The organism is Oculatella sp. LEGE 06141 (assembly GCF_015207605.1).
Taxonomy (GTDB): domain Bacteria; phylum Cyanobacteriota; class Cyanobacteriia; order Elainellales; family Elainellaceae; genus Oculatella.
Genome location: NZ_JADEWO010000003.1, coordinates 130,857 through 151,341, shown reverse-complemented (window position 1 = coordinate 151,341; position 20,485 = coordinate 130,857). Strand labels below are relative to the sequence as shown.

The 20,485-nt window shown below is 52.0% G+C and carries 19 protein-coding genes; 9 read left to right on the top strand and 10 right to left on the bottom strand.

The features are described from left to right. Positions 1 to 10 precede the first annotated feature (10 nt). The gene (locus IQ268_RS03670; protein WP_193875660.1) at positions 11 to 898 is read right to left on the bottom strand and encodes a carbohydrate ABC transporter permease; all 888 of its coding nucleotides are present in this window, start codon (positions 896 to 898) and stop codon (positions 11 to 13) included. Positions 899 to 1,170: 272 nt separating this feature from the next. Here IQ268_RS03670 and IQ268_RS03665 point away from each other — a divergent pair, with 272 nt between their 5' ends. After that, entirely contained in the window at positions 1,171 to 1,866 is a 696-nt protein-coding gene (locus IQ268_RS03665) for an aldehyde oxygenase (deformylating) (RefSeq protein WP_193875658.1), read from the top strand. Between the two features lie 63 nt (positions 1,867 to 1,929). Here IQ268_RS03665 and IQ268_RS03660 read toward each other — a convergent pair whose 3' ends face one another. After that, positions 1,930 to 2,553 (bottom strand): TMEM165/GDT1 family protein, encoded by a 624-nt coding sequence (locus IQ268_RS03660; RefSeq protein ID WP_193875656.1) that lies wholly within the window; start codon positions 2,551 to 2,553, stop codon positions 1,930 to 1,932. Between the two features lie 288 nt (positions 2,554 to 2,841). Then, a complete protein-coding gene (locus IQ268_RS03655) occupies positions 2,842 to 3,198 on the bottom strand; it encodes a hypothetical protein (protein WP_193875654.1) in 357 nt (118 codons plus the stop codon). Between the two features lie 630 nt (positions 3,199 to 3,828). Between IQ268_RS03655 and IQ268_RS03650 the strand changes: the two genes are divergently transcribed. After that, the gene (locus tag IQ268_RS03650; RefSeq protein ID WP_193875652.1) at positions 3,829 to 4,410 is read left to right on the top strand and encodes a hypothetical protein; all 582 of its coding nucleotides are present in this window, start codon (positions 3,829 to 3,831) and stop codon (positions 4,408 to 4,410) included. A gap of 140 nt (positions 4,411 to 4,550) precedes the next feature. Here IQ268_RS03650 and IQ268_RS03645 read toward each other — a convergent pair whose 3' ends face one another. From IQ268_RS03645 to IQ268_RS32720, 3 genes are all read right to left on the bottom strand, one after another. After that, positions 4,551 to 5,594: a lipopolysaccharide assembly protein LapB gene (locus tag IQ268_RS03645; RefSeq protein ID WP_193875651.1), complete on the bottom strand. Its 1,044-nt coding sequence runs from the start codon at positions 5,592 to 5,594 to the stop codon at positions 4,551 to 4,553. Next, positions 5,591 to 6,292 (bottom strand): sigma-70 family RNA polymerase sigma factor, encoded by a 702-nt coding sequence (locus tag IQ268_RS03640; protein WP_193875649.1) that lies wholly within the window; start codon positions 6,290 to 6,292, stop codon positions 5,591 to 5,593. Before IQ268_RS03640 ends, IQ268_RS03645 begins: the two co-directional genes overlap by 4 nt. Before the next feature lie 535 nt (positions 6,293 to 6,827). Then, complete coding sequence (locus IQ268_RS32720; RefSeq protein ID WP_255527137.1) at positions 6,828 to 6,962, bottom strand: hypothetical protein; 135 nt, start codon at positions 6,960 to 6,962, stop codon at positions 6,828 to 6,830. 55 nt (positions 6,963 to 7,017) lie between these two features. On the opposite strand from IQ268_RS32720, the gene nuoH reads away from it, so the two are divergent. The 5 genes from nuoH to IQ268_RS03615 all read left to right on the top strand — a co-directional run bounded on the left by nuoH (position 7,018) and on the right by IQ268_RS03615 (position 10,869). Then, positions 7,018 to 8,136: an NADH-quinone oxidoreductase subunit NuoH gene (gene nuoH / locus IQ268_RS03635; protein WP_193875859.1), complete on the top strand. Its 1,119-nt coding sequence runs from the start codon at positions 7,018 to 7,020 to the stop codon at positions 8,134 to 8,136. Positions 8,137 to 8,212: 76 nt separating this feature from the next. Further along, positions 8,213 to 8,839, top strand: coding sequence for an NAD(P)H-quinone oxidoreductase subunit I (gene ndhI, locus IQ268_RS03630; RefSeq protein WP_193875647.1), 627 nt, complete (start codon positions 8,213 to 8,215; stop codon positions 8,837 to 8,839). Between the two features lie 100 nt (positions 8,840 to 8,939). Beyond that, complete coding sequence (locus IQ268_RS03625; RefSeq protein ID WP_193875645.1) at positions 8,940 to 9,584, top strand: NADH-quinone oxidoreductase subunit J; 645 nt, start codon at positions 8,940 to 8,942, stop codon at positions 9,582 to 9,584. A 39-nt stretch (positions 9,585 to 9,623) separates the two neighbouring features. Beyond that, entirely contained in the window at positions 9,624 to 9,929 is a 306-nt protein-coding gene (nuoK, locus tag IQ268_RS03620) for an NADH-quinone oxidoreductase subunit NuoK (RefSeq protein ID WP_193875643.1), read from the top strand. Positions 9,930 to 9,948: 19 nt separating this feature from the next. Then, positions 9,949 to 10,869 (top strand): NAD(+) kinase, encoded by a 921-nt coding sequence (locus tag IQ268_RS03615; protein ID WP_193875641.1) that lies wholly within the window; start codon positions 9,949 to 9,951, stop codon positions 10,867 to 10,869. On the opposite strand, the gene IQ268_RS03610 is transcribed toward IQ268_RS03615, so the two are convergent. After that, positions 10,866 to 12,731 (bottom strand): hypothetical protein, encoded by a 1,866-nt coding sequence (locus tag IQ268_RS03610; protein ID WP_228035058.1) that lies wholly within the window; start codon positions 12,729 to 12,731, stop codon positions 10,866 to 10,868. The two genes, IQ268_RS03615 and IQ268_RS03610, sit on opposite strands and share 4 nt — an antisense overlap. A gap of 419 nt (positions 12,732 to 13,150) precedes the next feature. On the opposite strand from IQ268_RS03610, the gene IQ268_RS03605 reads away from it, so the two are divergent. Both IQ268_RS03605 and IQ268_RS03600 read left to right on the top strand, forming a co-directional pair. Further along, on the top strand, positions 13,151 to 13,540 hold the full coding sequence (locus tag IQ268_RS03605; protein WP_193875636.1) for a VOC family protein: 390 nt from the start codon (positions 13,151 to 13,153) through the stop codon (positions 13,538 to 13,540). Positions 13,541 to 13,644: 104 nt separating this feature from the next. Continuing rightward, complete coding sequence (locus tag IQ268_RS03600) at positions 13,645 to 14,700, top strand: dipeptide epimerase (protein WP_193875634.1); 1,056 nt, start codon at positions 13,645 to 13,647, stop codon at positions 14,698 to 14,700. Between the two features lie 62 nt (positions 14,701 to 14,762). On the opposite strand, the gene infB is transcribed toward IQ268_RS03600, so the two are convergent. The 3 genes from infB to nusA form a co-directional block, all read right to left on the bottom strand. Beyond that, complete coding sequence (gene infB / locus IQ268_RS03595; RefSeq protein ID WP_193875633.1) at positions 14,763 to 17,924, bottom strand: translation initiation factor IF-2; 3,162 nt, start codon at positions 17,922 to 17,924, stop codon at positions 14,763 to 14,765. A gap of 547 nt (positions 17,925 to 18,471) precedes the next feature. Continuing rightward, entirely contained in the window at positions 18,472 to 18,777 is a 306-nt protein-coding gene (locus tag IQ268_RS03590) for a YlxR family protein (RefSeq protein ID WP_193875631.1), read from the bottom strand. Positions 18,778 to 18,888: 111 nt separating this feature from the next. Continuing rightward, positions 18,889 to 20,343, bottom strand: a complete 1,455-nt coding sequence (gene nusA, locus IQ268_RS03585) for a transcription termination factor NusA (protein ID WP_193875628.1) — start codon at positions 20,341 to 20,343, stop codon at positions 18,889 to 18,891. Positions 20,344 to 20,485 lie beyond the last annotated feature (142 nt).

Below are 20,485 nucleotides of genomic sequence, written 5' to 3'. Positions count from 1 at the left end.
AGGTCTGCCCCTAATTCTTAATTCCGGTCGCTGCAATACCACGAATAAATTGCCGTTGTCCTAACAAAAACAGCATCACAACGGGCACCGTTGCAATGACTACAGCCGCCATCAACAATGACCAGTTGTTGGTAAACTGCTCCTGAAATTCTGCCAGAGCAAGTTGCACCGTTCGCAGTTCTGGACGAGTAGTAAACACCAGCGGCTTAAACAGATCGTTCCACTCGCCAATAAATGTGAACAGGAACAGAGTAACTAACGCCGGACGAGCCAGAGGCAGCATCACCCGCCACAGGATCTGCCACCGAGTTGCTCCATCGATCGCGGCAGCTTCTTCCAACTCTACCGGAATCGTTTGAAAATATTGCCGCAACAAAAAAATTCCAAATCCATTCGCTGCTGTCGGCAAAATCAACGCGCCATAGGTATTGATCAAGTGCCCCCACTTCAGCACCAAAAAAACAGGGACGACTAAAAGCTGAAATGGAATAACCAGTGTGGCTAATACAATGAGCAAAATCGTCTGCCGTCCCCAAAACCGAAACCGAGCCAGGGCATATCCAGCCAGAGCCGAGGTAACCACCTGAAACGCCGTCACAGACAGAGCCACCAACGTTGAGTTAGCAAACGCCAGCAAAAAGTTGCCCCGATTCCAGGCATCCTGATAGTTTGACCAGGTTAGCGCTTCCTGGGAAACCCCAACCCCCGGTACCGTTCCAGTTGGAGTTAGAGACGCATAAACCACCACCCCAAGCGGCAACAGAACGACGATCGCCCCCACTAGAAGCAAGAGAGGGTTAAGCCAACTGAGCCATTGGCTCAGGGCAGGCTGGCTACGTTGGGGCGCGGCACCAGGGGGTTGTTCGGCAGAGAAATCGCTCGGATTGGAAGTAGACATTGGCATCTAAAGCGTTGGCGGTAATGAGTTCAACCCAAATGGGTTTAGATTTTGCACCGTAGGCAGTATTGATAACTATTCCACACTCGATCTCTGTCCAAAGATGTAATATTCATATTCTTGCCGATGAATCCTTGTAAATCCCAGCTTGAAAACAGTAGGGTGGAGGATGGTAAGGATCAAATGCACGACCTCAAATCAAACCAGCCTGAATCTAAACATTTTGCAGTCGATGTGCATCGACGACATGTCACCGAGGAGACGACGGAATTATGCAGCAACTTGAGCTTAGCCCTGAAATTGACTTTCAAAGTGAAGCCTACAAAGATGCCTACAGCCGGATCAACGCGATCGTGATTGAAGGCGAGCAAGAGGCGCACGAAAACTACAAGCGTCTGGCGGAGATGATGCCCGATCATCACGACCAGCTTTTGAGTTTAGCGAAGATGGAAAACCGCCACAAGAAGGGATTTCAAGCTTGCGGGCGTAACCTTGACGTTACTCCAGACATGGAGTTTGCCCGTGAGTTCTTCGCCCAATTGCACACTAACTTCCAAGAAGCTGCGGCAGAAGGTCGGATTGTCACCTGTCTATTAATTCAGTCGCTCGTCATTGAGTGCTTTGCCATCTCTGCTTACAATATCTACATTCCCGTAGCAGATGACTTTGCCCGCAAGATCACCGAAGGTGTAGTGAAAGACGAGTATCTCCACCTCAACTTCGGTGAAGAGTGGCTGAAGGCTAACTTTGAGGCATCCAAGGCAGAACTAGAAGAGGCTAATCGGCAGAACTTACCGCTGGTGTGGCGAATGCTGAACCAGGTTGAAGCAGATGCCCATGTCTTACAAATGGAGAAGGAAGCTTTAGTCGAAGACTTTATGATCAGCTATGGCGAAGCGCTGAGCAACATTGGGTTTACCACCCGCGACATCATGCGGATGTCGGCGTATGGGTTAACCGCAGCCTAAGAGTTCTCTTCGAATTCTCAAAACAACAGGCACCCGAAGGTGCCTGTTGTTTTGCAATACTTCTCAGGGCAGTAGATCGATCGCTGCAACCCCAGCGAAAATCAAAAATAGCACGCCCCCTAAGCTGGTGATGGTGCGTTCCGAGATTCGTCCACAGATAAATTTGCCGCAAGCCACAGCGATCGCCGCGCAGATGGCGTGTCCTAAGGTTGCGCCTGCTGCCACCCCAAACGGATTGTTGGATGCTGCTAAAACAATGGTAGCCAGTTGAGTGCGATCGCCCCATTCTCCCAGAAACGTCAGCACAAATGCTTCTGTGACGATCGCCATTCCCGTGTGGCGTTTGGGCAATTTCGCTTCCGCTTGAGTGACCACCGCCTCGGCTTCCTGCTGTTCTTCAGAGTTGCATCCGGCAGCAGGCATCTGGCTAGCGTCATACAGCAACTTGAAGCCAAATACGGCAAACAACAGCACCTCAGCATATTGCACATAGATTTGAGGCAACACGGACACAGCCTGCCCCAACAACACCGACAACACCGTCATCGTTGCCAGAGCAGCCACCACTCCCAAAAACACCAGGCGGCGAGAGTGGCGCATAGCCAAAATGACCGCAATAAAGAAGGTTTTATCGCCTAACTCTGAAACCGTAATTAGCAGTAACCCAGCAGTAAAAGCCGTTAGCACTCTCTTGAACTCCTCCAAATTCCTCAGACGGTCGAACAACCTGAGTGAACTTGAGGAGGAATACAATACCTCACCAAGCCCACCCATCCGTGGACTCAGTGAAGGTCTCGCTTGCAAATTGCTGATGAATTCAATTTGTCATCTGAACCAGGTTCATCACCAGTATGTTGATTCAGACGGGCTGACACAACGCCAGCAGCTACTCCCCTTCAGTTATAGGCAATTATACACTGCCCATTACCACTGGCGATCGAGTTTAACGAGAAAAGGCTTTCTGTTTGGTAAACATTAAACCTGCTGATTCATGTTTGTTGGGTCTTGCAGTTGCGGATGCTGGGAACTGAGGAACAGTTCAGCGTTACAGAGCAGTTCGATCGCCTGCTCTGCTGTAATCAGCCGTTTAAGTACCACCTGCCCAATACTACGAGTCGCCGGATTGGCCTCAACGGCAGGAGTTGGCTGCACTTCTACCATCAAAACGGCATCTTCAACCTGATAAAGCCACAGTTTCTCACCCTGCTCCATAATGCAAAGACTCGTTTGAGAAATCTGTGGTTTGCGTCTCCAGGCAAATTCGTCCCAGAGTCCACCAAATTCCCAGACTCTACCAACGACCCATCCATCTGATAAAAAAAAGTATTTCACAGCATGTCCCTATAGGTTAGGAAAAAATTGGGTCAGTGCTTGGCGTTACTGCTCAGGACAAGCCATCAAAAGAGCAGCCCGATAGACTAAATCTCTTAGGCGAACCAGTATTCAATCTAAATTAACTCAACACTGGGAACGAATGAACGCTTAGATGTTTCAAACGTGGTGATTGTCGCTCGAACCGCCCCCCTTCCGGATTACCACAGGCGCAAAGCCCTCTTTCGGGAACGTTGAAACGGCATCAGTTCGAAAGTCCCCAGGTTGGGAAAGTTTGAAGTCGAACGCGGCCCATTTACAGCAGTTCTCAATCGAGTCAGCCACAGTCTCGCCAAGATGGGTGTGGGGTGTAGAGTTTGAGGTGTGGTGAATGCAAATGAAAATGGCTGTAATACGTTTAAACCAATCGCTTAGGACGAACACACTCCTGTATTTGGGCACTGGTTGAACAACCGAACGCTATCTAAGTGAGACGCTTTATACACAGTCTTCTTGCGTATTTCCCTGAATTATGCAATTTCTTGATGAAATAGAGAAACAGTACCAGGGTTAAGTGGCTCAACTGTAAGCAGTGCGTCTGGGCACGTTGTCATTTGTTCGTTACCATTTCAACTTCACACAGGTTCAATTATGGCTATTCAATATTTGCTTGCTAAATCCAATCGAACCCTCGCCGTTCTCTTGGGTGGTAGTTTTATTTTCCTGGGTCTGGGTAGCACTCCTTTAGCGGCGATCGCCACTCCACTGGTTAAACAAACGTCTCAACCCAGTATTTTCCAGGAACCGCCCTACAATCGCACCCCGCGCGAAACGGCTCCACTCCCTACTACGGCTCCCACCCCTGCGACTACGCCTGCCCCCACAGAGTTGCTGCCTCAACCCGAACCCCGTCCCGATGGGGTCGTCAACCTGGCGGGCAATCGCGTCACGATTCAGATGGTCAACGAAACGGGAGCGGCGGTTAGCTATCAGGTAGTGGGAGACACAGAAGTTCGCACCCTGGCCGGACGGACAACCGTTACCTTGCGAGACTTACCAGCCCCCACCACCTTAACCTTCCGACGGCAAGATCAGGGTTTGTTGGTCGTTACATTACGAGCCAATGCACCCAACCCAGGAACGCTGATCGTTAATCTGGATGAAACGACTGATTTTGCCGCCGATCGCACCACGCTTAACATCAGCGAATTGGGCGAAGTCTTCTTGAATTAGGAATCAAGGTGCGGTTGCAGCTAGCGTCAAACGCTCAGCGGGCTTTGTTATGGCGAAGCCCACGCAGCCGCCTCAACGCTTCGTTTAGCAGGAACAGCCTCCGGATAGCCCTCACCAAACAGGCCAACCTGGCAATCTTGTCAACGAGCGGTGGTTAGAACCAGGCTTCCCAACCGCGCGCGTAACTCCGTTTCGGCTCGATGGTTTTGTAGCTCTTGGGCGATCGCGATCGCCTGCTGGTACGTTTCCTGTGCGGCCGTCATGTTCCCAGTGCGCCGATACGCCTCAGCCAACGACCGAACGCTAATCAGTTGTTGCTGGCGATCGCGCCGATCAGTCAGTTGTACCCGCTGTTCAAGCAGTTCTAGTGCCTGCTGATCCTGCCCCCTAAGGGTGTAAACAGCAACCAAATTATCGATTGCCCGCACCTGATTGGGGCGATCGCCATGATATCGAGCAAAATCCAGCGCCGTGAGCGATACCCGCAATGCATCAATGGGAAGATTGGCGTTGAGATACACCGTTGCCAGATTATTGAGCGTATTAACCTCACCGCTGCGATCGCCCGCTCGCCGCCGCAACTGTACCGCCTCCTCATAATATTCAATAGCATCGTCGTAACGTCCCAAGCTAGCGGCCACCAGCCCCAGGTTGCTAAGCGACAATCCTTGCCCACTGGAATGGTTCATTTGCCGCGCAATGGTCAGCGCTTCAGAAAACAAGGCTTGAGCCGATTGCGGATTGAGCCGATGCAGCAACACGGTGCCCAAATTGTTGAGGCCATACACTTGCCCCTGAAAATCCTGTTCGTCGCGGGCGATCGCCAAGCGCCGCCGCAACGCATCCTCCGCCTCAGCATATCGGCCTAAATCGGCAAAGGTTAGCCCCAAATAATCGTAAGCGCGACCCATTCCCGCAAAGTCTGCCAGACGAGAATACAGATCTAACGCCTCTTGCCACAACCCCAGAGCCTCTTCAGACGCTCCAACCGACTGCCGCTCACTGGCCAACCGCATCAACCGATCGGCTTCGCTGCGTTGGCTGGCGGTTTCACCACCCAGGGAAGTAGACGGTGAGTTAAATTCCAGCGCATTGGCGCGGTCAAACATGCCACCGGGGATAGGGGCGATCGCCAAACCAGACACAGAGACAGTCACCAGCGCAACCAGTCGCCAGCCGTTCATAGAATTTCCTCAAACCGATGTTCTAAGGGGTCTACATCCAACTCATCGTCATAGGCCGACGGATGATTAGCAACCGAGTGCTGTAAGTAGATCGCCCGAATGTCATCTGGCAAGATCCGCTCAAGTTGCTGATAGCAAACCTGCAATTGCGTCCGCACTTCTGCCGGGGAAATGGCTTCGCCTTCGGCCTGGAGATAGGCGGCAATTCGAGTCTCACTCCAGCGAAACGTTTGCGCCATCAAGATCATCAGCCGCTGCACCGGAGCTAACTGGTCTAACGCTTGTTCAACGTAACACCACAGCGGCGGTGAAGCCGCCTGAAGCGAGTAGTGAATCGATTCAACCGAGGGCAAATCTGCTGTGTTGATGCAATAGGCCGTCATGTTAATCAGCCAACTTTGCAACGTTAGCTGACCCGGTTCTGCCTGGGTTTGCGCGTAGTGGCGCAAATCTAGCCCGCTCAGTTCGCGGTGAACATGCCGCCAGATCGTGGCAAACAGATAATCTGCTTGCACAGGCGATCGCGCCGAATGCCGCACCAGGGTATAAACAATTGGGCTATAGCGACAAAAAATAGCCGTAAAATATTGCCCTGTATCGGGATGGCGTTGAAATAAAGTCAGCAACTCGTGGTCGCTGTAATGATGCAGGGACTTAACCAGGGAGTGACTACATTCAGGGAAGCTAGGAATCAGCACAGTTTTAATTGCTAGCAGTCGGCAAGGGGACGAATTAGCTCACTCATGTGAGGCACTGAACTTGACAGCAAAACCCTTCTGAGTGCGATCGCCGATCCAGACAGCAGGTCTGACCTCAACGGTATAGAAGAGAGCCTAAGCCAATTGATACGCATTCCAGGCGGTTTGCCAGGGTTGAACCCCTTAGCAGGTCAATGGATGAATAGCTCTCAATATACCCAGACTTCTAGATAAGTTGCACTATTTTATAACCGATGTAACTGAAATTGAGTCAATTTTTTCGCGGCTCAAGTTTATTCGTTCAGCCAGCCACTCAATTTGCAACCAACAGGAAGAACGAGCAGGTTATGTCGTGCCATCGGCGGTACGTTCATTCCGGCCAGTTTCCAACCGTTCATCCTGGCTTATCTGGCTCAACAGAATTTCTTCTAAATGACTGACACCGTTGTAAAAACCAGCGGCGGTATACTGAAGCTGGTGGTTAGTGAAGAATCTTCACAAACTGGGATGTTGCCTAGCGTCAACGGAGTTGAATTTATACCGTTTCACAAACCAGAGTATCCTCTAGGCAATACCCATTCAGGTTGACGGCATCAAACACGGTAGTGGCGATCGCGATCGACGCTGAAACCAGTACCTTTGCCCCCATGTCGGCTTTAGGGCTTGTCAATTTGATTGAGTATCCAGGACTGTGAATGCCTTATCAGTTAACGCTATTGAAAACCATGAATCCAGGAATTGATTTACAAGGAAGTTTTGTTCAGGTATTGACCGACCTGGGTTTACCTGTAGGAGTTGCCAAAGTCGTTTGGATTCCGCTCCCAATGCTGGTAGTTCTGGTGGGCGCGACGGTCGCCGTTCTGGTGACAACCTGGCTGGAGCGTAAAATCTCAGCGGCAGCGCAGCAGCGCATTGGACCAGAATATGCTGGCCCTTTGGGAATGCTGATTCCGGTTGCCGATGGGCTTAAGCTGTTGTTCAAAGAAGACATCATTCCAATGAAGGCTGACCGCTGGCTGTTTACCCTGGGGCCTGCGGTTGTCGTCATTCCTGTTTTCTTGTCGTTCCTGATTGTGCCCTTTGGGCATAACCTGCAAATTACCGATCTGGGGATCGGGATTTTCCTCTGGATCGCCTTGTCTAGCATTGCGCCCATTGGCTTGCTGATGGCGGGCTATTCCTCAAACAACAAGTATTCTTTGTTGGGAGGGCTGCGGGCGGCGGCTCAATCCATCAGCTATGAGATTCCGCTGGCGCTATCGGTGCTGGCGATCGTAATGATGTCTAACTCGCTCAGTACGGTTGACATTGTTGAGCAACAGGCTGGGTTTGGTATTTTAGGCTGGAACATTTGGCGACAGCCGATCGGATTTCTGATTTTTTGGATTGCAGCCCTGGCAGAGTGTGAACGCCTACCGTTTGACTTACCAGAGGCAGAAGAGGAACTGGTGGCAGGGTACCAGACCGAATATGCAGGCATGAAATTTGGGCTGTTTTATCTTGGCTCATACGTCAACCTGGTTCTTTCGGCACTGCTGTTTGCGGTGCTGTATCTGGGCGGGTGGGAGTTTCTTGTTCCTGTGGGTGCGATCGCCGATTGGATTGGCGTTAGCGAAACAACCGCCTGGCTACAAGTGCTGACTGGAGCCTTGGGTATCGTCATGACGGTGTTCAAAGCCTATCTGTTAATTTTTCTGGCGATCCTGCTGCGCTGGACACTGCCTCGCGTTCGTATTGACCAACTGCTCGACCTGGGATGGAAGTTTCTGCTGCCCATCTCGCTGGTCAACTTGCTGCTAACCGCCGCTCTCAAGCTGACATTTCCTGTCGCTTTTGGCGGTTAATTTGCCAAAATGAAGACTGAGCGCAGCATGTCACTAACCTCTATCCCTTGTTGTCCTTCATTTTCTAGAAGACAAGATGCTTAAGTTTCTCAAGCAAGTTAGCGACTACACCAAAGAAGCGGTTCAAGCGGCGAAATATATTGGTCAAGGGTTATCCGTTACGTTTGACCACATGCAGCGCCGTCCCATTACCGTTCAATACCCCTACGAGAAGCTCATTCCTTCAGAGCGGTATCGGGGACGCATTCACTTCGAGTTCGACAAGTGCATTTCCTGCGAAGTGTGTGTTCGGGTTTGCCCCATCAATCTGCCCGTTGTGGATTGGGAATTTAACAAAGAAACCAAGAAGAAAAAGCTGAACCATTACAGCATTGATTTTGGCGTTTGTATCTTCTGCGGCAACTGCGTTGAGTACTGCCCAACCAACTGTCTGTCGATGACCGAAGAGTATGAACTATCAACCTACGATCGCCACGAGTTAAACTTTGACAACGTTGCCCTGGGACGGTTGCCCTACAAAGTGACCCAAGATCCAATGGTTCAACCCATGCGAGAACTCGCTTACTTACCCAAGGGTGTTCTCGATCCGCACGGGTTGCCCCCAGGTTCTCGTCGGGCTGGTAAACTACCAGAGGAAATTGTGGAGGAGCTAGAACGCCAGTCAGCCAAAGACGAGCCAAAGAAAGAAGACGCTAAAAAATAGAGATAAAGGGCTTAGCTGAGCAGGTTCTTTGAGCCGTATCTCTACCCTGTTCACAAGTGCTCACCTGACCTGTAATGACCCTGAGGGAGACTGAATAGCTGTGAACTTAGCAGATGGAGTTCAACTCGTTTCGCTAATTGTGTTAGGAACAATGATGATCGCCACTGCTCTGGGCGTCGTCTTGCTAGAAAACATTGTGTATTCTGCTTTTTTGCTAGGCGCGGTGTTTGTCAGCATTTCTGGCATGTATGTTTTGCTCAACGCTGGATTTGTAGCGGCTGCTCAAATTCTGATCTATGTGGGAGCGGTCAACGTGCTGATCCTGTTCGGGATTATGCTCGTAAACAAGCAACAGGATTTTGTACCGCTCCGCAATGTCTGGTTAGGACGAGCCGCCACGGCCTCGGTTTGTGCCGGACTGTTTGCCTTGCTAAGTACGATGATTTTGGCGACACCCTGGGCTATTTCGTCGGGGCCGATCGCTGGCGATCAGGCGATTTATGTGATCGGCAGACACTTCTTTACAGATTATCTGTTGCCTTTTGAGCTAGCTTCGGTGTTGCTGCTCATGGCCTTGATTGGCGCGATCGTGCTAGCGCGTCGCGAGCTGGTTCCTGACGAGCAGCTTCCTGCCAAGCAGCGGCCTGTGCTCACGCTAGCGGAGCGGCCTCGTGAATTGGTTGCGACTGCACCCGGCAGCCTGGAGCGAACCACGACCACTTCTCCCCCCGACCAAAACGCCTAAACCCGTGCGACTTGTTAAGAACCTGTTCAGATTACGTCTATGCAACTCCAATACTTTCTTTTGTTGGCCGCGGCTTTGTTTTGCATTGGCATTTACGGCCTGGTCACCAGCCGCAACGCGATTCGAGTGCTGATGTCAATTGAATTGCTGCTCAACTCGGTTAACCTTAATTTGATGGCCTTCTCTAACTACCTCGATCCGGCTGAAATTAAAGGGCAGGTTTTTGCTGTGTTTGTAATTACGATCGCAGCAGCCGAGGCAGCAGTGGGGTTGGCGATCGTCCTCTCTATCTATCGCAACCGCGATACGGTAGATATGGAACAATTTAACCTGTTGAAGTGGTAGCAAATAAAGCGGTGAGGGAGTGCAATTAAATCAGGCCATTGTTGTTTATAAAGCCGGAGACTCCCTCAGCAAGCGCTGGGCAGAGCAGTGTGCGAAGCAACTGGAAGACCGCTCGTGTCGGGTTTTGGTTGGCCCTAGCGGTCCTCAGGACAATCCGTATCCGGTTTTTCTAGCTTCTGTGACGCAGCCCATTGACCTGGCGATCGTGTTAGGTGGCGATGGGACGGCTTTAGCGGCAGCCAGACAATTAACCCCAGATGGCATTCCGATTCTTGCGATAAATGTCGGCGGCCATTTGGGGTTTTTAACAGAATCGCCGGAAGAATTCGAAAATTTTGAGCAGGTGTGGACTCGATTGGCAGAGGATCGATTTGCCGTGCAGCGACGGATGATGTTGCAGGCAACCACGTTTGAGGGGCATCGCACCAATTTGGAGCCGATGAGCGATCGCTTTCTGGCACTGAACGACATGTGCGTTAAGCCCGCCTCAGCCGATCGCATGGTCACCTCTATTTTAGAAATTGAGATCGACGGAGAATTTGTAGACCAGTACCAGGGAGACGGGCTGGTGGTGTCTACTCCGACTGGCTCAACGGCTTACACCCTGGCGGCAAGTGGGCCGATTATGCATCCTGGGATGGAATCCATCATCATTACGCCCATCTGCTCGATGAGCTTGTCCAGTCGCCCTATTGTGATTCCGCCCGGTTCGGTCGTGAGCGTCTGGCCGTTGGTCGATCGCGATCTATCTACCAAGCTATGGATGGACGGTGTGTTAGCCACATCGATCTGGCCAGGACAGCGGGTTGATATTCGCATGGCTACGGCTCAGGCTCAGTTCATTATTTTGCGCGAAAACTATTCGTACTACCAAACGCTGCGCGAAAAGTTGCAATGGACGGGGACACTGGTACGGTATGGCAGCAACCATCGCAATTAACGATCGCCTTCTCGGCAATGGTAAAGCTGGTAGCCGTAGCCACTCACATACAGGCTGGGAGCAGAATCCAGCACGCATCGCGCGTCTACCGAACTGGCCGGAGCCTGAAAATTCACTAACCAAACGTCCAGCGGAGTAGAACTTTCAGCGATCGCCGTTTCCAGGGTTTCGGTGGCTACGCAATCCTGCATACAGACCGCTTGAGGTTGATGCGCTAGCAAAAACTGCACCTGCAAACGTGACGCCATGGCCGCATTGGCAGCAGTAGAGTTTTGGCGTTGCAGCACTTGCCAGCCAATTCCCATCATCTCACCCACTTGTACCAGCGTGTTGTGAGTGGTTGCGATTAACACGGGCACAGACGACTGATTTTGAATCAGGGGCAGCAGCAGATCAGGTCGATAGTATTTTTGGTACCCCAAATTGGCAACGACCGTTAGGCTACTGAGACAGCCGATCGCCCAAACTACAAGCACCGCCACCCGACCGTCCTTTGGGTAAGCCGCTTGTTTGATGCCTCTCCAATTGAAACCCGTCGGTAATTTTAGCCCTCGATTAGCGTCAGGGTTAGATGCCGCAGAGCGTGGCTGAAGCGGCGCTTCAGCCGCCGTTAAGGTAGGCCGAACGGCTGACCAGTGGGTCAACAGAGCGGCCAGACCGATGCCCAGCAACCCAACGACGGCTGGAAAATAAACAAAGTTATAGCGTGCGCCCCGGGTTAAATCGGTACCTAAGCCATAGGTAATCAGGAAGAATAGTGCGATCGCCCCCAGGCTAAAGCCTGCCAGAACCTGAATTCCCAGCCCTACTTGTGGCTGCGATCGCTGGCTGCGTAGCCCCTGCCACAGCAACGGCACCACCCAGATCAAAAACAACCCCATTGCCAGCCCCGCCAAAATTACGACGAAAATGGAGCTAGATTCAACGGGCAACAACACTAGCATCGTGATCCAGGCTGCCAGCGATTGAACAATCGGGTTGAGCAGACTCAGAAAGTTGAATCGCTCGTCACTTTGAATCCACTGGGTAATATCGTGGCTGCGAATATTCTGCCAGAGCGGAATCCAGATCAGGCTGGATACGGCAGTGCCAATCCCAATCGCATAGACTCGTCGCCAGGGCGATCGCCATAATGCAGCCCGATCGTCGCGAAATTGAACAACGCCAAAACCAAGCAACACCAATGCCGCCGCACAAAGGGTTAGCAAAAAGAAGTGATGGGTCGCCAACCCCAGCGCATTCACACCAATCCACAGCCCGCCCACCCACACGGGTACAGGCGACCGCCGCTGAACGGCTTGTACTGTAAAGCAGAGGCAGCACAAACAGCCAATGACCCACAAAATAGCCAGGGTGTAATGACGAGCCTCCTGAGCCAGATAAATGGCAAAGGGCGACACAGCCATGATGGCCGCCATAGAATGCCCGATCAACAGAGAACGAAATGCCAGCCAGCCCAGGCCAAACATGGCTGGAATTGAAACAACTCCCAACAGAGCCGGTAGCGATCGTGCTCCCCAAAGCGATACCAGGCCGTTCTCGGGCGCAAACAGCCGCATCCACCAATGCGCCACCACAAAGTAAAACGGCGGATGGACATCTTCAGCAAACAAATAGTGAATGACCGCATTGCTATCCGCAGCGGGACTGGGTTGCAGCGGTTGCATCAGTTCCTCCAGCGAAATCGGCGCATCCAGAGGAACGGTCGTAAAACTGTGTCCCAAACTAAACACCAGAGTCGCAAACTCATCAGTCCAGGGTGGTTTTGCCGTTAGCTGAGCAAAACGGAAGCCCGTTCCCACTGCAATCCAAATTAGCAGCACCAATAGATGGAACCAGCGGCTATAGGCAAAATCCTTCAACGTATGCAACCTCAAGCAGGAAAATCGTGCAGTAATCAACAAGTCACTGGCGAGAAAGCAACGGTAGATTCAGCAGGACACCTGATAGAATCCTGCTAAAGCGTGCAGCATTAGCGATCGCTTACCCGTTTACAGACGCACTGATCCAAAAAAAGTTGACCCATTCAGTTTAGTATCGTTGACGTTGAAGCAAATTGCAGGCCAAACCAACCGCGAAACGGTTGATGCCGATCCCATCAATCCGATCGCTTGAATCATCAGCTAAATCAGTAGCATCAGGCATTCAGCAATTTCTACAACGATTTGCAGTGTAGCAGGCCAGCGTTCCACTCTGAGCACTCTGTTACCAGTGGGGCATCGCACTTCATCCCACAGGGTCGAACTGTTTTAGTCTCTTCGTTGCCATAGGTTTAGAGGGAATGCACATCGATCGGCTTGACCACTTGGTTTTGACCGTCTCAAACATTGAGACCACTTGTCGGTTCTACACGCAAGTTTTGGGCATGAACGTGGTTACATTTGGCGACGATCGCAAAGCACTGCACTTTGGGCAACAAAAGATTAACCTGCATGAACTGGGCAACGAAATTGATCCCAAAGCGCATCATCCCACCGTTGGCTCAGCCGATCTGTGCTTCATCACAACCATGCCCTTACCCGAAGTTGTCACCCATATTCAATCTTGCGGAGTTGAACTGGAAACCGGGATCGTTAGCCGAACAGGCGCAACAGGCGCAATCCGCTCTGTTTATCTGCGCGACCCGGACGGCAATTTGTTGGAAATTTCTAACCGTCTGAGTGTTTTTTGAGTTCTATTCTGCATAGATCGGCTTTAACTAGCGACAAGGCACCATCAAAGACTGATGCAGCCAGGGTTAAGAACCTGATTGGTAGAACTATACGCTGTCACATTATGAAAATTCACGTTCACCCCTTTACGGTTCACAAGCGGTTTCCGCTCACCATCAGCCGGGGAACCAGTACCAAATCGACAAACCTCTGGCTGATTCTGGAACACGACGGTTTAGAAGGATGGGGGGAAGCCTCGCCCTTCTCGGTTGGGCAGGAACCCCAGACGGTTGAGCTGTTAATGGATGCCCTTCGGCAAAGCGCAACGGCTCTAGAAGCGTTGTCTCCGTTCGATCAGCAGCAGATTGAACACACAGTCCATACCCTGAAGTTGCCTTCGGCGGCACGAACGGCGATCGATCTGGCCGTGCAGGATTGGCTCGGAAAACGAGTCGATTTACCGCTATGGAAATTGTGGGGAGGCGATCGCAGCCGGATCGTACCCACATCTGTCACCATCGGCATCAACACACCAGCCGCCGCCCAGCAGCGGCTTCGAGACTGGCAACAGGTTCTCTCCGTCCGAGCGATTAAGGTGAAGTTAGGCAGTCCTGCTGGTATTGAGGCCGATCAGGCCATGCTGACGGCTATTCAAGCAGAGGCTCCCTCGGATGCTACCTTTAGTGTTGATGCCAATGGAGGATGGAGTTTAGCCGATGCCATTCGCATGAGCCACTGGTTAGCGGCACAAAACGTCACCTATATCGAGCAGCCACTACCGCAAGGGCAAGAGGCCGACCTGCTGCAACTGTATCAGCGATCGCCCTTACCCATTTTTGTGGATGAAAGCTGTTTTACCAGCCGCGATATTCCGCAACTGGCTGACCGGGTACACGGTATCAATATCAAGCTGATGAAATCTGGAGGCTTAACCGAAGCCAGACGCATGATCAGCACGGCAAAAGCCTGCGGCCTCCAAATCATGTATGGCTGCTATTCAGATAGCACTTTAGCCAATACAGCCGCTGCTCAACTGGCTCCCTTTGCTGACTACCTTGATCTGGATAGCCATCTCAACCTGACTGACGACCCATTTGAGGGCGCGATCGTGCAGAATGGCTGCCTCCTGCCCAACGACCTGCCAGGGCTGGGTGTGCAACAAAGTGTTCAACAAAAATAGAGACGCTGTACTACAGCGTCTCTATTCATTAAGCAACTCCTGGTTAAGGAGAATCTGGTGAATTACGCGGATAACGTCCGCCGCTTCGTTGCCAGACGGTAGGTTTCAATGATGTCACCGATCTGCCAGTTGCTGAAGTTGTCCAGGCGAATACCGCACTCATATCCGGCATTCACTTCCTTGACATTCTCTTTCACGCGCTTAAGCGAATCGAGACCGCCTTCGTGAACAATGTCCTTGCCCCGACGCACCCGCAATCGACAATCACGGATTGCCTTACCCGACAAGACATAACAACCGGCAACAGCGCCTTTGTTTAGCGGGAAGATAGCTCGAACTTCGACTTCGCCAAGCGGCTCCTCTACCATTTCAGGCTCTAACAAGCCTTCCATTGCACCCTGGATATCTTCCAGAAGCTTGTAGATAATGTCGTAGTCACGAACATCAACGCCAGCCGCATCGGCCGCCTGACGGGAACCGCTGGCCAGAGTGGTGTTGAACCCAATGATGACCGCATTACTGGCCGCCGCTAAATCAACATCCGTTTCAGTAACTTCACCCGGAGCCGCCAGAAGCACCCGCACCTGAACTTCATTCTGCGGTAGCCGTTGCAGGGAACCGAGAATCGCTTCGACCGATCCCTGTACATCTGCCTTGAGAATTAAGTTAAGTTCCTTCAGCTCGCCTTCCTGGGCTTGAGCCGAAATGGTATTCAACGACACCCGACGAGATGCCATTTGCTGCTGGAGGCGAGACTGACGCTGTTGTTCGTTGCGGCCTGTAGCCAGCAACCGCGCTTCCTTCTCTTCGGGGTAGACTTCAAAGTCGTCTCCGGCGGCAGGAACGTCGTTAAGGCCAAGCACCTCAACCGCAAACGATGGAGAAGCAATTTCAACCCGCTTACCCCGGTCATCGACCATGGCTCTAACTTTACCGAAGGCCGATCCTGCTACCAAAACATCACCCACCCGCAACGTTCCATTCTGAATGAGCAAGGTTGCAACAGGGCCTCTAGCTTTATCCAGGTGGGCCTCAATCACAGTTCCCTTGGCTCGGCGATCGGGGTTGGCGTGCAGGTCTTCCACCTCGGCCACAAGCAGAATCATTTCTAACAGCGTATCCAGGTTATCGCCGTTGATAGCGCTCACAGGCACCATAATGGTGTCGCCGCCCCACTCTTCCGACAACAAGCCATGCTCGGTCAACTCTTGTTTGACCCGTTCAGGCTGAGCGCCTTCTTTGTCAATTTTGTTGATCGCTACGATGATCGGCACTTCAGCCGCTTTTGCGTGGCTAATTGCCTCAATGGTTTGAGGCCGAACACCATCATCAGCCGCGACCACCAGAATAGCGATATCAGTGACTCGCGCTCCTCGTGCCCGCATCGCGGTAAACGCTTCGTGACCGGGGGTGTCTAAGAACACAACCTGCCGGGTTTCATCATCGTGATCAACGTCTACATGGTAGGCACCAATATGCTGCGTAATTCCGCCCGCTTCACCCTGAGCCACTTTGGTTTTGCGAATAGAGTCGAGCAGTGTAGTTTTACCGTGGTCAACGTGACCCATGATAGTGACCACCGGAGGACGATATTGCAGATGGCCTACGTCCTCTTCGTCCAGCATTTCAGTGATTTTCTTGGCTTCAGCCTCAGCCTGACCCGTCTTCACTTCGACACCAAACTCTTCCGAAACCATTGCAGCCGTTGGGATGTCCAAAATCTGGTTGATGTTGGCAGCAATTCCTTTAAAGAAGAGAGTCTTAATAATTTCGGTTTCTTGGACTGCCAGCGCTTCTGCCAGATCGTGAACCGTCAGGCTTCCCGTCAACGTCAACTCTTCGGGACGCTGTTTGGTTTCTTCCTGTCGGCGATCGCGACGGAACCCCCTGGATGACTCTCCAGAACTGCCCGAACGACCGCCCCGCTTTGGCGCAGCAGGTGTAGATGCTGGTTTGCTCTGGGGCATCCGGTTTTTGGGTTTTGCCGGACGAGCCAAGGATAAGCTCACCTGCACTGGGGTAGGCTCGCGATCGTCATCGTCTGAATCGTCCTCCAGATCGATTTCCCCAAGCGACTCAACGAGGTCTTCGTCGTCGTCAATAACGGGTTGAGCGCGACGCTTCGCTTTCGCAGGCGCTTTGGCTTTTTGTAGTGCCTCTTGATCGTCTTCCTCCTCCTCCCAGTCTTTGGTGCGCTTCGGTACACGCGGCAAAATTGGGCGGCGCAGTTCTACCCCTTCGCCACCGGGTACTGGCGGCTCAGGTGAGGTGGATCGTGAGGCCGTATCGACTTCGTCTGTACTGGTTCTGGCACCCGGACGCACCGGTTTGTGCCGTAGCTCGATGGAGGGTTTTGGCTTGAGAGAGACCTCTTCTCTACGAGGAGATGAATCGTCGTTGCGTACAGGTCTAACCCGCATTTCAACGGGTTCAGCCGGCGCTCTCTCAGGCGATCGCGCTCCATTGCCGCCCCCTTGAGGTTCATCAGATCCAGTTTTAGGCCGTCTCAGGATAGGTCGGCTAACGGGTGGGCTGAACTGAGCGCTGTCGGGTGGCTTGGGAGAAACAGGTCGAACGGGTGGAGACACCAGTTCCAATTCTGATGAATCGTCTTCATCCACAGCCGTTTCGGCCATTTCTAGCTCAGGCGAACCTTGCAACTCTTCTGCGGTTGGTTCAGTTGAATGATCGATCAGATACTCTGTCTGCTCGGGGTCAACCAGGTTCGAAGGCATCTCTGGCGCTTCAACGGTAGCGGCGATGTCGCTGGATACATCCGGTTGGCCAACTCGGCTGGGCGCGTTGAGTCGAACTGGACGAGCAGATTGACTAGGCTGACCAGATTGACCTGTATGTTGAGCCGACGGTGCAGGTGGAGCAGGCTGAGGTGGAGTCGCTTCCATCTCAGGGCGCTTGGGCGGTTCGGCAACGGTGCGATTTCGGCGGATTTCTAAAATCTGCTGCTTCTTCACAGGTGGCTGAGTTTTGGATTGTCTACTTTGGGTACTAGCAGCGTGGGACGACTGGGTCGGCTTGCTAGAGGAGGAGTGGCTGGGCACGTACTTCTCGGCAGCATCTCGAATCCGAGCGGCCTCAGTTTCTGTAATAGTGCTGCTGTGACTCTTCACTGGAATATTCAATTGTTCGCAAACTGCCAATATGTCTCTGTTGTCCAAATTTAATTCTCGCGATAACTCGTAAATTCTGACTTTGCCGTTGTTCATCCACTCTTCCCTCTTCGTTCCGACTGGTTTTCACATAATGACCTGCTCTACCTTGATGAAACTACACTCGACTAACTTACTCTGGTAACACTACGGTATTGACGCCGCATAGGCAGAGATAAAAAGTTGCTGGCATGCACTGCCGATTTCGTTCCAGGAATTGAACAGCTTCCTTTGATTAGGAAACAGCTTCCTATATCATCTTGCACGAATCTTAGAAAAATGGGGGGCAGTTTCTGCCCACAAACTCAACAGTATGCTTTTTTCTGTAGCGTTTGCCCCATTTCCGCATTGAATCTAACCCTAATATTGCTTTACTACGCACGTTAAAACTGAAGTATCGAACGAACAAAGATGCATTTCCTACCAGAAGTATATCTTCTGCGACATTATCTTCTAGATCCGCATCGATCTCGTGCTTCTTAACAAACTCCAGAATTATCAGGCGGTTGGTTTGGAGTGAATGGTTTGATTCTAGATAGATTCATCAACGATTTTAAGGTTAATCGACTTTGGCTTTAAGTCCAGGATAACGCTTTTTTGACGACTAGACTTGCTTTGCCCCAGACGGATTGGCGACCGAATTGGGGGGGCTTGCCGTATTGGTTGAGGATAACCGTTGCCCTAGTTCTTCGTAGATCGTGTTGGGCACAGCGGCTTTTAGCGATCGCCCCAGTCGATTCTTCTTTTGAGCCAGGTGCAAACAGTCTGCCGTGGGGCACAAGTAAGCGGCTCGCCCCGCTCCCTGATCGAGCTGAACCGTGCGATCGGGGAACAATCGCACGATTCGCCAAAATTCTGGCTTGGGGGCAACTCTACGGCAGCTAATGCAACGACGGTAGTTTGGTTTCATAACGGGAGCAGCAGGAAGCAGACACACCAAAGGCATAGAACCGCAAGCGAGTTATGGCTCGATCGCACCTCATTTATAGCCACTATGATAGTGCTGCTCCCATGACTGGGACTACCCTTGAGGCCGTCTGACGGCATCGGCACTTTCAATCCCAAAGCCATCCGAGTTAGCAACCGCGTCATCGCTGTCATCACTGTCGTCAATGACTTCGGGCGAGTCCAGAGTCCCTGAAGCCGTTACCGGGTCTAAATCTGCGGTATCCCGTTCATCTGGGTCGTTTAGCTCCTCGGACTCGTCTAACTCTTCATCCAGTTCGTCCTCTAGTTCGTCCTCTAGTTCATCCTCTAATTCCTCGGCTTCCCAAGCCGCTTCCTCCTCTGCACGACGGCGACGCTCTTCTGCTAGCGCTTCTATTTTGCGGTTTTCAGCTTCGTAGTCGTATTTGGCTGCATCTTTGATGTCGATTTTCCACCCGGTCAAACGAGCCGCAAGGCGAACATTTTGCCCTTCTTTACCGATCGCCAAACTCAACTGATCTTCGGGCACCAGGACATGCGCCTGACGTTCTTCTGGGTTTACTAAGCGCACTTCATCGACCCGCGCCGGACTCAGGGCATTTGCAATATAGGTTGCCGGGTCGGGTGACCAGCGAATAACATCAATTTTTTCGCCTCGAAGCTCGTTAACCACCACCTGAATGCGTGAACCTCGCGCCCCGATACAGGCTCCAACCGGATCAACATCTCGCTCCAGGGTATCCACGGCAATCTTGGTGCGGGGGCCAACCGAGCGAGACGGCGGATTTGCTTCCCGTGCAACTGCTACAATCCGCACGACCTCGTCTTCAATTTCGGGTACCTCGTTGGCGAAGAGGTAAACCACCAACCCAGCATCTGCTCTCGACACTAAAAGCTGTGGCCCCCGATGAGAGCCTTCGGAGACTTTTTTCAGCAATACCCTGAATGTGGCGTTGGCGCGGTAGTTATCGTTGGGCAACTGATCGCGCTTCAGCAACTCGGCTTCCACCTCAGGCTGGCCAAAGCCACTGCTCACCGCCATGATCACCGACTGCCGCTCAAATCGCAGCACTCTGGCCTGTAGCACCGTTCCTTCTAGATCCTGAAATTCTTCCTGCACCAGTTTGCGCTGCTGGTCGCGCAGTTTCTGCGCCAGCACCTGTTTGGTTTGAATGGCGGCCATGCGTCCAAACTCGCCCTGGTCGGGCGTGACATCTAACACAACCGTGTCCCCAAGTTGCGCTTCCGCCGCGACTTCTTGAACCTCTTGCAGCGCAATTTGATGATCGGGGTTGTCAACCTCTTCCACAATGGTCTTGGTTGCCAGCACGCGAAATCCTTCGTCTTCAACGTCAAGCTCCACTTCAAAGTTTTTGAAATACTCTTCGTCGAAGCTTGAACTATCCGGACGATGGGTTCGTCGATAGCGCTCGTACCCCTTTAATAGCGCTTCTCGGAGTGCGGCTTGAACTGCATGTTTGGGTAGATTTCGTTCCCGGCTGATGCCGTCGATCATCTCCTGCAGTCCGGGTAAAGTAACCATTGACATAGAAGGAACCTCTGGGAGTCTTGAAATATGAAGTTTTAGTGGAGTGAGCGTTAATAGCAGTGGGTTGACGGCGGTGACAGTAAAGACTTAAGGAGGCAGAAGACTTTAAGGCCAGTGGCGAACAGCAGTTGTTCTTCGTCTC